Raw genomic sequence first — 14,081 nt, forward strand, 5'->3', positions numbered from 1 at the left:
ACATAGGATAGGACCATGCCTGGAGAGAACATCGCCGCTGAGAATCCCGCAGCATCCGCCCCCTCCGCCGCCACGCCCTCGGAACCCACTCGGGCCGCGCGACGCGCGGCCACCGCGGCCGAGGCCCCGGATCCGCTGTACTCGTTCCTGTTCCGCCGGGTGTTCTCCCGCATGGACCCCGAAGATGCGCATCACCTGGTGGTCCGTGGGCTGCGCCTCGCGGAGTCGCTGGGGGCCACCCGCCTGCTGGAGAAGGCCACTCGGCCAGCGCCCGAGCTGGAGCGCCACGTCCTGGGACGCCGCTGGCCGTCGCCCTTCGGCCTGGCCGCAGGCTTCGACAAGGGAGCCGTGGCGGTGCTGCCGCTGGCGGCCCTGGGCTTCGGACATGTGGAGATCGGCACCGTGACGGCCCAGGCGCAGTCAGGGAACGCTCGGCCCCGGCTGTTCCGGCTCCTGCAGGACCGTGCCCTGATCAATCGCATGGGCTTCAACAACGACGGCGCCGAGGTGGTCCGGGGGAGACTCGACGATGTGCGTCATCGGATCGAGAACCTGAAGTCCGCTGGGAGGCACGCTCCCGTGGTGGGGGTGAACATCGGCAAGACGAAAGTCGTCCCACTCGAGGATGCAGTGGAGGACTACCTGCTGTCTGCTCGCCGGCTGGCGCCGGTGGCCGACTATCTGGTGGTCAATGTGTCCTCGCCGAACACCCCGGGTCTGCGCCAGCTGCAGGACATCGAAGCGCTGCGCCCGCTCCTTGAGGCCGTCGGACGGGAAGCTGACTCCGTAGCCCGGCGTCACGTGCCGCTGCTGGTGAAGATCGCGCCGGACCTGGCTGACGAGGACGTCGACGCCGTCGCCGACCTCGTGGCGGATCTGGGGCTCGACGGCGTCATCGCCACCAACACGACGATCTCCCGGGAAGGGCTCCGCTCGTCGCGCCAGGCGGTCGAGAAGGCCGGGGCGGGCGGACTGAGCGGGCCGGTGCTCGCCGCACGCTCCGTCGAGGTGCTGCGTCGGCTGCGTGAGCGTCTGCCGGAGGAGACCACGGTGATCTCCGTCGGTGGAGTGGTCGGCGCCGAGGACGTCGCCCAGCGGCTCCGGCACGGCGCGGACCTGGTGCAGGGCTACAGCGCCTTCATCTATCAGGGACCGCTGTGGGTCCGGCGCATCAACCGTGGACTGGCCGCGATGGCGCCGGAACGCCTCAGGCGGGAAACTCGCCGCGGCTGACCAGCGGCTTGGGGAGGCGCAGACGGCGGATCTGCAGTGCGCGCATGATGGCGTAGAAGCGGACCCCCTTCTCCTTCTCCCCGAAGCGCTCTTCGATCTTCCGGCGCACGCTGCGGGCCACCCACCAGCACTCGATGAGCACCACGAGCACCAGCAGCCACAGGAACTGGCTCATGATGATGCGCATCTGCTCAGGCACGGCGAGGGAGACGAAGAGGAACAGCAGCACCACGATCAGCATCCACTCGCCGACCCCGGTGCGGGCGTCGATCCAGTCCCGCACGAATCGGCGCTGGGGGCCCCGGTCCCGCACAGGCAAGTAGCGCTCGTCGCCAGTCTCCATGGCCACGCGCTGCTTCTCCCGCAGCTGGCGCATGTGCTCGCGCTGGGCCTGCTTGGCGGCGCGTCGGTCGTCCGGCACCAGTGGGCGCTTCCTTGCGGCCACCTGGTCCTTCCGCCGGGGCGTGGGCTGCCCCTTGGGCTGGGGGAGGCGCTTGTGCGCCTCCTGCTCGGCCTGTTCGGCGTCGCGGTGGGCGGCCTCGGCCTCTTCCTGCTGCTTCTTCTTTCGTCCTAGCACCGTGCCAGTCTACCGGGAATGATCGCGGACTCCTCCGGCGTTGATACGGTGAGACCCAGAGACCGACCCAGACCGACACCCGTCGAGATCGGAAGAGGTGCACGGATGACCACTCCCACCCAGGACACCACCGCGGAGGCCGCTCCGGAGGCCCAGGAGATCGCAGGAACCGTGGAGGGGCACAAGCCTCACCAGGTCGAGCTGACCGAGACGGCCGCCCAGAAGGTCGCTTCGCTGCTCGAGCAGGAGGGCCGTCAGGACCTGCGCCTGCGTGTGGCCGTGCAGCCCGGCGGCTGCTCGGGCCTGATCTACCAGCTGTACTTCGACGAGCGCCTCCTCGACGGTGACGCGCTGCGTGAGTTCGGCGGCGTACAGGTCGTGGTCGACAAGATGAGCGTGCCGTACCTGGAGGGCGCCACGATCGACTTCGAGGACTCCATCTCCAAGCAGGGCTTCACGATCGACAACCCGAACGCCGGAGGCTCCTGCGCCTGCGGCGACTCCTTCCACTGAGACTGCGCAGGAGACTCCGTGTAAGAGAGGCCGCAGGGACCCGGGCCGCGCGCCAGCGCGGTGCGGGCGTCGGCCGAACGGGCTCCTGCGCCTGCGGCGACTCCTTCCACTGAGCGACGCGCCTGAGCCACGTCGACTCGGCTGACCGATCAGCATGCTGGTGGTCGACGCCGACGTCGGCGTCATATTTGTGACACGGGCCGACGCAGGGGACGGCTGAGCCGGCCGTCGTCTCCGAGCTCCCGAGAACTCCGCCTCTCCCGCGTTTCTACGCGGCGTAGAAGCGGAGTTCTCGTGCATCTGCCCTGGTCACCACGGAGGTCTCCGGAGGATGCTGGCGGCGGTCACAGCGGTCTCCGCCGTGTCATAGCCGAGGCGGGTGGGGGGCGAACTACTACAGTTGGTAGTAATCTTGTCGTCGAAGCGTCCAAGGCCGTCCAGCGCAGCTCGTCCCCGTGCGACCAGCAGTCCACAGGACGGCCCCATAACGTGCCGATCGCATTCGCACACCGAGGAAGAGGAAGGGCCGTCTGTGAGTTCGCAGAAACGAACCGGCAGCCGAGGCCAGCGCGCCGTCAAAGGGATGGTGCTGGCCACCGCGGCGGCACTGGTGCTGACCGGCTGTTCGGAGCAGGTCCAGCGTGGCTGGCTCCCCGGCAGCCGTGAGACCACCAGCAACACTGCTGAATTGACCGACCTGTGGGTCAACTCCTGGATCGCAGCGCTGGCTGTCGGTCTGCTGACGTGGGGCCTCATGCTGTGGTGCATGGTGGCCTACCGGCGTCGTAAGGGTGAGACGGGCTACCCGCGCCAGCTGGCGTACAACATCCCGCTCGAGATCATGTACACCATCGTGCCGCTGGTCATGGTGGGCGTCCTGTTCTTCTACACCGACCAGGTGCAGCGCTCCGTGGATGAGCCGAACGAGGACCCGGACCTCGTCGTCGACGTCCGGGGCAAGCAGTGGGCCTGGGACTTCAACTACAGCTACGACGGCGACGAGCGCTACTTCGCCGGCACCCAGGCTCACCTGACCGGTGAGGATGGCGTGCGCGACACGCTGCCGACCCTGTACCTCCCGGTCGACCAGTCGGTCACGTTCGAGCTGAACTCCCGCGATGTCATCCACTCGTTCTGGATCCCCGCCTTCCTGCAGAAGCGCGACATGGTCCCCGGACGCACCACCGAGATCCACCTGACTCCTCAGGAGGAGGGCAGCTTCGACGGCAAGTGCGCCGAGCTCTGCGGTGAGTACCACTCCGAGATGCTGTTCAACGTGGAGGTCGTCTCCGAGCAGGAGTTCCGCGACTACCTGCAGACTCTGCCCGAGGGCCACCTGGGTGACGAGTACGACCGCAACATCAACCTTCACGACGACGTGACCGCGACCGAAGGGGACTGATCGTGGCGACCTATGAATACACCGCTGACGAACGCGCGGTCGAGTCGCGCGTCGTACCCCGGTCGAAGGGGCGCATCGTCGTCAACTGGCTGACGACGACCGACCACAAGACGATCGGGTACATGTACCTGATCGCCTCCTTCCTGTTCTTCTGCATCGGCGGCGTGATGGCGCTGATCATCCGCGCCGAGCTCTTCGAGCCCGGCATGCAGCTGCTGCAGACCAAGGAGCAGTACAACCAGCTGTTCACCATGCATGGCACGGTGATGCTGCTGATGTTCGCCACGCCGCTGTTCGCCGGTTTCGCCAACGTCATCATGCCGCTGCAGATCGGCGCTCCCGACGTCGCGTTCCCCCGGCTCAACGCCCTGGCGTTCTGGTTCTTCCTCTTCGGGTCGCTGATCGCCGTCTCCGGCTTCCTGACCCCGCAGGGGGCGGCGTCCTTCGGCTGGTTCGCTTACGCGCCGCTGTCGGACACCACCTACTCGCCCGGTGTGGGTGGGGATCTCTGGGTCTTCGGCCTGGCGCTGTCCGGGTTCGGCACCATCATGGGTGGTGTCAACTTCATCACTACGATCATCTGCATGCGTGCTCCCGGCATGACCATGTGGCGCATGCCGATCTTCACCTGGAACACCCTGATCACCGCGATCCTGATCCTCATGGCCTTCCCGCCGCTGGCCGCAGCGCTGTTCGGCCTGGGGCTGGACCGACGTTTCGGCGGGCACATCTTCGACCCGGAGTCGGGCGGCGCCATCCTGTGGCAGCACCTGTTCTGGTTCTTCGGGCACCCTGAGGTCTACATCATCGCCCTGCCGTTCTTCGGGATCATCTCGGAGATCCTGCCGGTGTTCAGCCGCAAGCCGATCTTCGGCTACAAGGGTCTGGTCTACGCCACGATCGCCATCGCGGCGCTGTCGGTGACCGTCTGGGCGCACCACATGTACGTCACCGGTGCGGTCATGCTGCCGTTCTTCGCGCTGATGACCATGCTCATCGCGGTCCCCACCGGGGTGAAGTTCTTCAACTGGATCGGCACCATGTGGCGCGGATCGATCACCTTCGAGACGCCCATGCTGTGGAGCCTCGGATTCCTGGTGACCTTCCTGTTCGGTGGTCTGACCGGCATCATCCTGGCCTCGCCGCCCCTGGACTTCCACCTCTCCGACACGTACTTCGTGGTGGCGCACTTCCACTACGTGGTCTTCGGCACCGTGGTCTTCGCGATGTTCGCCGGATTCTACTTCTGGTGGCCGAAGTGGACCGGGAAGATGCTCAACGAGCGTCTGGGCAAGATCAACTTCTGGATGCTCTTCATCGGCTTCCACGGGACGTTCATGATCCAGCACTGGCTCGGCGTCATGGGCATGCCTCGCCGGTACGCCGACTACATGGTCGAGGACGGCTTCACCGCCATGAACCAGTTCTCCACGGTCTTCTCGATGATCCTGGGCGCCTCCCTGATTCCGTTCTTCTGGAACGTCTGGATCACGCACCGCAAGGGCCGCAAGGTCCACGTGGACGACCCGTGGGGCTTCGGAGGCTCCCTGGAGTGGGCGACCTCCTGCCCGCCTCCGCGGCACAACTTCTACTCGCTGCCGCGGATCCGGTCCGAGCGTCCGGCGCTGGACCTGCACCACCCGGAGCTCTCCGACCGCCACAGCCTGCACACGCCGGCTGGCAAGGTGTTCGGTCCCGCTGATCAGAAGGACAAGGCAGGTATCTGATGAAGACGAACGCTGGACTCTTCGGCCTCCTGGGTGTGTTCGTCCTGGTGGTGGCCTTCATCTACGGATTCATCACGGGCTTCGAGGAGCTCGCGGGCTTCCCCCTGCTGCTCCTCACCGCGGGACTGGGCTTCATGCTCTGGTTCTACCTGAGCCTGACGGCGAAGCACTCGGAGGTCATGGACGCCGACAACGCCGAGGGTGAGATCCATCAGCAGGCCGGCAACTACGGGGACTTCGCGCCGTGGAGCTGGTGGCCTCTCGGCCTGGGCTTCTCCTGCGCCTTCGTGTTCTTCGGCATGGCCTTCGACTGGTGGGTGGTGTTCATCGGCGCCATCCCGGCCATCTTCTTCGTGACCGGCTGGGTGCTGGAATACAACCGGAAGCGTTACGCCCACTGACCCGATCAGGCGGGGCTGAGCGCCCCTCCAGGGCGAATGTCGCCCCGCATGCCGCGCGACGCCCGTCGGCGCCTTCAAGGCCCGGCGGGCGTCGGCGTGCGTGCCTCCACCGTTAGGATCTCTCCATGACCATCCGTCCCATCACCATCCACGGCGAGCCGGTGCTGCATCGCCGAGCCGCAGAGGTCGAGGCCATCGACGACACGGTGCGTCAACTGGTCCAGGACATGTACGAGACCATGGATGCCGCCCACGGGGTGGGCCTGGCCGCCCCGCAGATCGGCGTCGGGCTGCGGATCTTCACCTATGCCTACGCCGACTCCGGCGACGCACCCTCACGGGGAGCGTTCATCAACCCCACGCTGCGGCTCATCGGCAAGGTCTCGAAGACCGCGCCCGACCCCGATGAGGAGACCGAGGGTTGCCTCTCGGTGCCCGGATACGGCTTCCCGCTCAAACGCAGCGACCACGTGGAGATCTCCGGGCTCGATGAGGACGGTCAGCTCAGACGGCTCGAGGCCACCGGCTGGTTCGCCCGCATCATGCAGCATGAGTACGACCACCTGGACGGGTATCTCTACGTGAATCGTCTCGATCAGAAGTGGGCACGCCGCTGGAAGAAGGCGATGAAGAAGGAGGGGTGGACCCAGGAGGGGAACACCTGGATGCCCGGCGTCGATCCGGACCCGTTCGGCCACGGTGAGCATGAGGACGAGGACTGACCGACGGTCAGTCAGCGAGACCAGCTGCCGCGAGCAGCCGTCGGGAGCAGACGTGGGAGCCGGCAGCCCGGCTCAGCCGCGGCTGAACTCCACCCAGCTCTCGAGCACGCTGTGGGCGGCTCCTGAGTCCAGGGCTTCGGCGGCGCGGTCCCTGTTCGCGCGCAGACGGTCCAGCACGGGGCCTTCGGCGCTCTCGTCGGCGGCAGTGAGCCCGGCTGCGGCATTGATCAGCACGGCGTCCCGCACAGGCCCCCGATCCCCACGGAGCACCCGCCGGACGATCTCGGCGTTGTCGTCTCCGTCGCCTCCGCGGAGCGCGTCCACCTCCACCTGGGCGACTCCGAAGTCGGCAGGGCGGATCTCATGGTGCTCCACGATGCCCTCCCGCACCTCCCAGATGTCGGTCGGGGACGACGTCGTGATCTTGTCCCGGCCGTCCTGGCCACGGAACACCAGACCCCGGGTCCCCCGCGCGGCCAGCACCTGGGCCATCTTCGGGGCCAGGCCGCGGTGGGCACAGCCCAGCGCCTGGGCGTCCACGTGAGCGGGGTTCGACAGCGGGCCCAGGAAGTTGAAGATCGTGCGGACGCCGAGCTGTCGACGCGTCGGGGCCACGAAACGCATCGAGGGGTGGAAGCTCTGGGCGAAGAGGAACGTGATGCCGACCTCGGTGGCCGCCTGGGCCACACGCTCGGGGCTCATGGCGAGGTCCACGCCGAGCGCCTCGATGACGTCGGCCGCGCCGGCGGTCGTCGAGGCGCCGCGGTTGCCGTGCTTCACCACCCGGGCGCCGGCCCCGACGGCCACCAGGGAGGACATCGTCGAGATGTTGACCGTGCCCAGACGGTCGCCGCCGGTTCCCACGATGTCGAGGGTGGGACCGGGGATGGAGATCTCCACAGCCTTGGCCATCATCGTGGACGAGAGCCCGACGAGCTCCTCGGCCGTCTCTCCCTTGGCCCGCAGTGCGATCAGGAACCCGGCGATCTCCGCATCGGTCAGATCGCCTCCCATGAGGCGCTCCATGGCCCAGCCGGAGGTCTCCGCGGTGAGATCCTCGCCGCGGAGCAGGGCGTCCAGCAGATGCGGCCAGGTGGGCTGTGAGGCGGGGGAGGTCTCAGTCACCGGACCAGGATATCCCGGGCCCCGACACGCCGTTTCTCTACATTTCGTAGAAATTTCTGACACATTCTCGCGGGCCTTGACCTTGGTACTTCCTGGGAATGACGGGGATCGCCGGTCTGACAAGGAACTGGGGGAGGCGCCACACCCGCTTCGTCGATGGCGAACGGGCGACGATTCAGGCAATAATGTCTTCGTGACGTCTGCAACCCAAGCCCCCAATGCTCCGGCGCGCACGCTGCCGAACCGCCCGAACATGGTGTCCGTGGGCACCATGGTCTGGCTGACCAGCGAGCTCATGTTCTTCGCCGGCCTGTTCGCGATGTTCTTCACTCTGCGCTCGACGCAGCCCGAGATGTGGGCGGAGTACAGCTCGCGACTCGACATCACCCTGGCCACGATCATCACGGTGATCCTGGTGGCGAGCTCCGTGACGGCGCAGTTCGGAGTGTTCGCCGCCGAGCGTCACCAGCCCCGCCGCACCGGTTCCCTGATGAACATCAAGAACTGGGGCATGGTCGAGTGGTACATCCTCTCGTTCATCATGGGCGCGATCTTCATCGCTGGTCAGAGCTTCGAGTTCGCCGAGCTGGTCAGCCACGGCGTGGCCGTCCAGACCAACTCCTTCGGCTCCGCCTTCTACATCACCACCGGCTTCCACGGCCTCCACGTGATCGGCGGGCTCATCGCCTTCCTGTACGTGATCGCCCGGGCGTACTTCAGCGTGAAGTTCACCCACAAGGAGGCCAGCGCGGCCGTCGTCATCTCCTACTACTGGCACTTCGTCGACGTCGTCTGGATCGCCCTGTTCGGCATCGTCTACATCCTGCCGATGTTCGTCTGACAGGCGTGCCGCTCCACGCTCGACGGACGACGACCATCCATCATCCGCACCTTCGCCCGCAGCCACCGCAGGCGGGCCCGCACCGAGAAGTTAGGAACCGGCACGTGAAGGCACTCTCACAGAAGCGCCGCCACCCCTTCGCAGGCGTGGCACTGCTCCTCCTGGGCCTCCTGATCACAGGAGGCCTGTATGCCGCGGCCACGACCATCAACCAGGCTCAGGCCAGCCAGGAGGCGGACGGGTACTCCGCCGCGGACGTCGATGAGGGCGAGCGCCTCTTCGTGGCGAACTGCGCCACCTGCCACGGCATCAACGCCGAGGGGACCGATGCCGGGCCGTCGCTGATCGGCGTCGGCGCCGCATCCGTCGACTTCCAGGTCGGCACCGGACGCATGCCGATGCAGATGCAGGGCCCCCAGGCCCAGGTCAAGCCTCAGCAGTTCAACGACGAGCAGACCATGCAGCTGGCCGCCTATGTCGCCTCCCTCGGCGCAGGTCCGGCGGTGCCCGCCGAGGAGTACACCGATGCCGACGAGGGCGACGCGTCGCGCGGCGGTGAGCTCTTCCGCATCAACTGCGCCATGTGCCACAACGCGGCGGCCGCCGGCGGCGCACTGACCGAAGGCAAGTACGCCCCGTCGTTGCACGGGGTGGACGAGCGGCACATCTATGAGGCCATGCAGACCGGTCCGCAGAACATGCCGGTCTTCAACGACGCGAACATCCCCCCGGAGGACAAGCGCGACATCATCGCCTTCCTGAAGACCTATGACTCCCAGGGAACTCCGGGCGGCTTCGCGCTCGGCTTCCTCGGTCCGGTGTCCGAAGGTCTCTTCATCTGGACGGGGGGACTGGCGATCCTGATCGCGTCCATGGTCTGGCTGACCTCGCGCTCCTCCTGAGCTGCCGGCCGCGGTGAGCCGCAGACGCCGCACACGCACCCACTACGCAATCACTCAAGCAAAGGACGAGAACCATATGGGCGAGCACGGTCACGGCGACCCGAAGGAGTCGGGCGCCGTCATCACAGCCGGTGACGGGGAGTCGGGCAGGTACGCCATCGACAACCCCGGTCTGCCGCCGCACCGCCCGCGGGTGGCAGATGAGGACCCCAAGGCCGAGAAGCGCTCCGAGCGCCAGGTGGCCACGCTGTTCCTCATCTCGATCATCGGCACCGTGATCTTCTTCATCGGGTACTTCGCCGTGGAGCTCAGCGAGGACCTCCACGCCCTGCGCCTGCAGAACACCCTGTTGGGCGTCGGTGTCGGCTTCGCGATGCTCGGCATCGGTCTGGGTGTGGTCCACTGGGCCAAGACGCTGATGCCCGACCACGAGCTGGTCGAGGACCGCAAGCCGCTGCGGAAGGAGGCGGACCGTCAGGAGGCCGAGCAGATCATCACGGACGTGCTCGAAGAGTCCGGCATCAAGCGCCGTCCCCTGATCCGCAACACCCTCATCGGCGCGGCGGTCTTGGCGCCGCTGCCGTTCATCCTCACGTTCCGGGACTTGGACCGCTCCGAGGACTTCGGCGTGGAACGCATGCGCCACTCGCTCTGGGAAGAGGGCGTCCGACTGGTCCGCGACCCCACCGGCACCCCGATCCGTGCGGCTGACATCACCATCGGCTCGGCGATGCACGTGATCCCCGAGACCCTGCGTGAGGTCTCCGGCCACGCGGACCGTCTGTCCGAGAAGGCCAAGTCCGTGGTGCTCGTCGTCCGGATGAACCCCGACGACATCCAGCAGGTGACTCCGGGCCGTGAGGACTGGACCTATGACGGCATCATCGCCTGCTCGAAGGTCTGCACGCACGTCGGCTGCCCGGTGGCTCTCTACGAGCGGCACACGCACCACCTGCTGTGCCCCTGCCACCAGTCGACCTTCGACGCGGCTCAGGAGTTCAAGGTGGTCTTCGGCCCGGCGGGCCGCCCCCTGCCTCAGCTGCCCATCACCGTGGACGAGGAGGGCTACCTCATCGCCCGCAGCGACTTCACCGAGCCTGTCGGCCCGACCTACTGGGAGCGTGGCTCCACCGACCCCGAGGGTGATTACAACGCATGAGCGCCAGCACAGAGAAGTACACCGAGGCCCAGTACCTCGAGGCAGAGCAGTACGAGCCTGAGACGCGCACCGGACGCATCGCCAATTACGTCGACCAGCGGGTCGGCGGCACCGGCATGGTCCGCGAGTTCGGTCGGAAGATCTTCCCGGATCACTGGACGTTCATGTTCGGCGAGGTGGCGCTCTACAGCTTCGTCATCCTGATCCTCTCCGGGACGTTCCTGACGTTCTGGTTCGATCCCTCCATGGCCAGCACGCGATACGACGGCTCGTATGCGCCGCTGCAGGGTCTGGAGATGTCCACCGCCTATGCCACCGCGCTGGAGCTCTCCTTCGACGTCCGCGGCGGACTGTTCATGCGCCAGCTGCACCACTGGGCGGCGCTGCTGTTCGTGATGGCCATGTCCATCCACATGCTGCGCGTCTTCTTCACGGGGGCCTTCCGCAAGCCGCGTGAGCTCAACTGGGTCGTCGGCTGCGCGCTGCTGATCCTGGGCCTCGGCGCCGGCTTCACCGGCTACTCGCTGCCCGATGAGGTGCTCTCCGGCAACGGTCTGCGCATCATCGACGGCATCCTGAAGGCGCTGCCGGTCGTCGGAACCTACATCTCCTTCTTCCTCTTCGGTGGAGAGTTCCCAGGCGGAGAGGTGATCCCGCGGCTGTACGTGCTGCACATCATGGTGATCCCGGCGCTGATCCTCGTGCTGATCGCCGTGCACCTGTTCATGGTGGTCACCCATAAGCACACGCAGTACCCCGGCCCGGGGCGCACGGAGCGCAATGTCGTCGGCTACCCGATCGGCCCGGTCTACGCGGCCAAAGCGGGCGGCTTCTTCTTCATCGTCTTCGGCATCCTTGCGGTGATCGCCGGGACCTTCCAGATCAACGCGCTGTGGAACTACGGGCCCTATGACCCGTCGCCCGTCCAGGCTGGAGCCCAGCCCGACTGGTACATCGGTCCGTTCGAAGGCGTCCTGCGCCTGATGCCCGGGTGGATCGGAAACATTCCGCTGGAGTTCGTCATCCCGACCCCGTGGGGCGGGAACTCGGTGGCGACGCCTGTCCTCATCCCGCTCCTCCCGGTGGCCGTGATGTTCCTGGTCATGTTCATCTGGCCCTGGCTGGAGGCGTGGATCACCGGGGACAGGAAGGAGCACCACATCCTAGACCGTCCGCGCAACGCTCCCACCCGGACGGGGATCGGCGCGGCGAGCGTGACCTTCTACTGCATCATGTGGGGCATGGGCTCCAACGACCTCATCGCCACGCACTTCCACCTGTCGCTGAATGACATCACCTACTGGTCGCGTGTGCTGATCTTCGTCGGCCCGATCATCGCCTTCATCCTCACCAAGCGCATCTGCCTGTCCCTGCAGCGCAAGGACCGGGAGACCGCGCTGCACGGACACGAGGCCGGCGTCATCGAGATGCTCCCGCACGGTGAGTTCCGTGAGAAGCACACCCGCCCGTCCGACTACGAGCTGTACACGCTGGTGGCCTTCGAGTCCCCGGCGCCGTCCGGTCCGCAGCCGAACGCGAAGGGGCGGATCACGCGGACGGAGAAGCTCCGCGCCAAGCTCAACCACTGGTTCTTCCAGGACCGTGTAGAGCCGGTCAGCCGCGAGGAGTACCTCGAGGCACTGGAGCACGACCACCACGGCGACGGCCACGAGGGCGGTCTTGAGGCGACGGATCGTCGGTCCATCGAGGCCAGCCACTGAGTCGCACGTGGGTCCGAGAGGACCCACGGCGCTCAGCGCCTTGTGCCGGAGCTGACGACGGCGGGGCCGCACTTCCTTGGGGAGGTGCGGCCCCGCCGTCGTATGCTGGGGCGCCTCAGCTGCGGCGGGTGATGGCGCGCAGGCGGTCGAGTCGTTCGGCGACGGCGCGTTCCTGCCCGTTCCCGGTGGGTCGGTAGTAGTCCACTCCGACGAGGTCATCGGGGGGATACTGCTGGGCCGCCACATGATGGGGCTCGTCGTGGGCGTAGACGTAGCTGCGTCCGTGCCCTAGACGGTGAGCCCCGGCGTAGTGCGCGTCCCGCAGATGGAGCGGGACCGGCCCGCCCTTGCCGGCGCGGACGTCGGCGATGGCGGCGTCGAGGGCACGGTAGGAGGCGTTGGACTTCGGGGCGGTGGCGATGTGCACCGTCGCCTCCGCGAGGAGGATGCGCGCCTCGGGCATCCCGATCAGCTGGACGGCCTGGGCCGCCGCCACGGCCGTCTGCAGCGCGCTGGGGTCGGCCATGCCGACCTCCTCACCGGCCGCGATCACCAGACGACGGGCGATGAACCGGGGATCCTCTCCGGCGACGACCATACGGGCCAGGTAGTGCAGTGCGGCGTCGGGGTCCGAGCCGCGCAGGGACTTGATGAACGCGGAGACGATGTCATAGTGCTGGTCCCCGTCGCGGTCGTACCGCTGCACGGCATGGTCCATCGCCTGCTCGGCGTCCTCGGAGGTGATCGTGATGGTCCCGAGATGTCCTGGCGTGGCCCCGCCCGCTTTGGGGGAGTCTTCCTCGGGCGAGTCCGCCTCGGGGGAGTCGGAGTCGCCTGGGTCCGCCTCGGGGGAGTCCTCGTCCGAACCTGCGTCGTCGGTCCGGGCGGGTGCATGCTGCTCCGCCCGCCCGGCAGCCACCGCGGCGGCGGCCTCCAGAGTGGTCAGCACGCGGCGCGCGTCGCCGCCGGCCATGCGCAGGATGTGCCCGCGCGCCTCAGGATCCAGCGTGAAGGCGCCGTCGAGGCCGCGCTCCTCGGCCAATGCCCGGTCGATCAGTCCCGAGAGGTCCTCGTCGGTCAGCGGACGCAGGGTCAGCAGCAGGGACCGCGAGAGCAGGGGGGAGACCACGGAGAAGGACGGATTCTCGGTGGTGGCGGCGACCAGGATCACCCAGCCGTTCTCGACTCCGGGAAGCAGGGCGTCCTGCTGGGCCTTGTTGAAGCGGTGGATCTCGTCCAGGAACAGCACGGTCGTCCTGCCCCGCAGGTCTCGGTCCTCGAGGGCCTGGTCCATGACGCGGCGGACGTCCTTGACTCCGGCCCGGATGGCCGAGAGCTCCACGAAGGTGCGGGACTCGCCACGGGCGATCACATGGGCCAGCGTCGTCTTGCCGGTGCCCGGCGGGCCGTAGAGGATCACCGACGAGGCACCGGCGGGACCCCGCGAGCCCTCCGCGAGCACGCGGAGCGGGGAGCCCTGCTCCAGCAGGTGCTGCTGCCCGACGATCTCGTCGAGGTGGCGTGGACGCATGCGGACGGCCAACGGCACGTGCCGTCGTCGACCGCCCTCCTCCTGGTGGGATGCGGCCGAGAACAGATCGCCGGTCAGAGGGTCGGTCACCGGAGCTCCTCGTAGACATGTTCGAATCGGTCGGATCCACTCTACCGTCGTGACGGCCCGGGCAGGCACTGCCGCGGCGCGCCCGCCCCGATGCGCCCTGATATACCCCGTACAACCTCGGCGCAGGTGCCAGAATG

The 14,081-nt window shown here is 67.3% G+C and carries 13 protein-coding genes; 10 read left to right on the plus strand and 3 right to left on the minus strand.

The genetic code is table 11. The features are described from left to right. Positions 1-15 precede the first annotated feature (15 nt). Positions 16-1,233 carry a quinone-dependent dihydroorotate dehydrogenase gene (locus tag Q7C18_RS03365; RefSeq protein ID WP_311024196.1) on the plus strand — a complete coding sequence of 406 codons (1,218 nt, stop codon included), beginning with the start codon at positions 16-18 and terminating at the stop codon, positions 1,231-1,233. On the opposite strand, the gene Q7C18_RS03370 is transcribed toward Q7C18_RS03365, so the two are convergent. Continuing rightward, the gene (locus Q7C18_RS03370) at positions 1,208-1,810 is read right to left on the minus strand and encodes a DUF3043 domain-containing protein (RefSeq protein WP_311024198.1); all 603 of its coding nucleotides are present in this window, start codon (positions 1,808-1,810) and stop codon (positions 1,208-1,210) included. The two genes, Q7C18_RS03365 and Q7C18_RS03370, sit on opposite strands and share 26 nt — an antisense overlap. Before the next feature lie 105 nt (positions 1,811-1,915). Here Q7C18_RS03370 and Q7C18_RS03375 point away from each other — a divergent pair, with 105 nt between their 5' ends. The 5 genes from Q7C18_RS03375 (at position 1,916) to def (ending at position 6,575) form a co-directional block, all read left to right on the plus strand. Further along, positions 1,916-2,323 carry an iron-sulfur cluster assembly accessory protein gene (locus Q7C18_RS03375; RefSeq protein ID WP_070158576.1) on the plus strand — a complete coding sequence of 136 codons (408 nt, stop codon included), beginning with the start codon at positions 1,916-1,918 and terminating at the stop codon, positions 2,321-2,323. A 532-nt stretch (positions 2,324-2,855) separates the two neighbouring features. Next, complete coding sequence (gene coxB, locus Q7C18_RS03380) at positions 2,856-3,725, plus strand: cytochrome c oxidase subunit II (RefSeq protein ID WP_311024199.1); 870 nt, start codon at positions 2,856-2,858, stop codon at positions 3,723-3,725. A gap of 2 nt (positions 3,726-3,727) precedes the next feature. Beyond that, positions 3,728-5,452, plus strand: coding sequence for a cytochrome c oxidase subunit I (ctaD, locus tag Q7C18_RS03385; protein WP_311024200.1), 1,725 nt, complete (start codon positions 3,728-3,730; stop codon positions 5,450-5,452). Next, on the plus strand, positions 5,452-5,853 hold the full coding sequence (locus tag Q7C18_RS03390) for a cytochrome c oxidase subunit 4 (RefSeq protein ID WP_311024201.1): 402 nt from the start codon (positions 5,452-5,454) through the stop codon (positions 5,851-5,853). The genes ctaD and Q7C18_RS03390 overlap by 1 nt, the downstream gene beginning before the upstream one ends. Positions 5,854-5,978: 125 nt before the next feature. Beyond that, on the plus strand, positions 5,979-6,575 hold the full coding sequence (def, locus tag Q7C18_RS03395) for a peptide deformylase (RefSeq protein WP_311024202.1): 597 nt from the start codon (positions 5,979-5,981) through the stop codon (positions 6,573-6,575). 72 nt (positions 6,576-6,647) lie between these two features. Here the strand turns inward: def and trpD are convergent, their stop codons facing one another. Further along, positions 6,648-7,700, minus strand: coding sequence for an anthranilate phosphoribosyltransferase (trpD, locus tag Q7C18_RS03400; RefSeq protein WP_311024203.1), 1,053 nt, complete (start codon positions 7,698-7,700; stop codon positions 6,648-6,650). 193 nt (positions 7,701-7,893) lie between these two features. Between trpD and Q7C18_RS03405 the strand changes: the two genes are divergently transcribed. The 4 genes from Q7C18_RS03405 to Q7C18_RS03420 all read left to right on the plus strand — a co-directional run bounded on the left by Q7C18_RS03405 (position 7,894) and on the right by Q7C18_RS03420 (position 12,323). Continuing rightward, the gene (locus Q7C18_RS03405; RefSeq protein WP_311024204.1) at positions 7,894-8,541 is read left to right on the plus strand and encodes a heme-copper oxidase subunit III; all 648 of its coding nucleotides are present in this window, start codon (positions 7,894-7,896) and stop codon (positions 8,539-8,541) included. Positions 8,542-8,645: 104 nt separating this feature from the next. After that, a complete protein-coding gene (locus Q7C18_RS03410; protein ID WP_311024205.1) occupies positions 8,646-9,443 on the plus strand; it encodes a cytochrome c in 798 nt (265 codons plus the stop codon). 76 nt (positions 9,444-9,519) lie between these two features. Then, entirely contained in the window at positions 9,520-10,602 is a 1,083-nt protein-coding gene (locus tag Q7C18_RS03415; protein ID WP_311024206.1) for a Rieske 2Fe-2S domain-containing protein, read from the plus strand. After that, on the plus strand, positions 10,599-12,323 hold the full coding sequence (locus tag Q7C18_RS03420; protein ID WP_311024207.1) for a ubiquinol-cytochrome c reductase cytochrome b subunit: 1,725 nt from the start codon (positions 10,599-10,601) through the stop codon (positions 12,321-12,323). Before Q7C18_RS03415 ends, Q7C18_RS03420 begins: the two co-directional genes overlap by 4 nt. A 115-nt stretch (positions 12,324-12,438) precedes the next feature. Here the strand turns inward: Q7C18_RS03420 and Q7C18_RS03425 are convergent, their stop codons facing one another. Then, positions 12,439-13,854, minus strand: coding sequence for a replication-associated recombination protein A (locus Q7C18_RS03425; RefSeq protein ID WP_396954336.1), 1,416 nt, complete (start codon positions 13,852-13,854; stop codon positions 12,439-12,441). Positions 13,855-14,081: the final 227 nt, after the last annotated feature.

The organism is Nesterenkonia sp. CL21, assembly GCF_031705515.1.
Lineage (GTDB): Bacteria > Actinomycetota > Actinomycetes > Actinomycetales > Micrococcaceae > Nesterenkonia > Nesterenkonia aethiopica.

What these genes read in the sequence shown, in the direction of transcription:
- Q7C18_RS03365 (WP_311024196.1), top strand. Translation starts at nt 16, where the DNA reads ATGCCTGGAGAGAACATCGCCGCTGAGAATCCCGCAGCATCCGCCCCC.
- Q7C18_RS03375 (WP_070158576.1), top strand. Translation starts at nt 1,916, where the DNA reads ATGACCACTCCCACCCAGGACACCACCGCGGAGGCCGCTCCGGAGGCC.
- Q7C18_RS03390 (WP_311024201.1), top strand. Translation starts at nt 5,452, where the DNA reads ATGAAGACGAACGCTGGACTCTTCGGCCTCCTGGGTGTGTTCGTCCTG.
- def (WP_311024202.1), top strand. Translation starts at nt 5,979, where the DNA reads ATGACCATCCGTCCCATCACCATCCACGGCGAGCCGGTGCTGCATCGC.
- Q7C18_RS03415 (WP_311024206.1), top strand. Translation starts at nt 9,520, where the DNA reads ATGGGCGAGCACGGTCACGGCGACCCGAAGGAGTCGGGCGCCGTCATC.
- Q7C18_RS03420 (WP_311024207.1), top strand. Translation starts at nt 10,599, where the DNA reads ATGAGCGCCAGCACAGAGAAGTACACCGAGGCCCAGTACCTCGAGGCA.
- Q7C18_RS03425 (WP_396954336.1), bottom strand. Translation starts at nt 13,854, where the DNA reads ATGCGTCCACGCCACCTCGACGAGATCGTCGGGCAGCAGCACCTGCTG.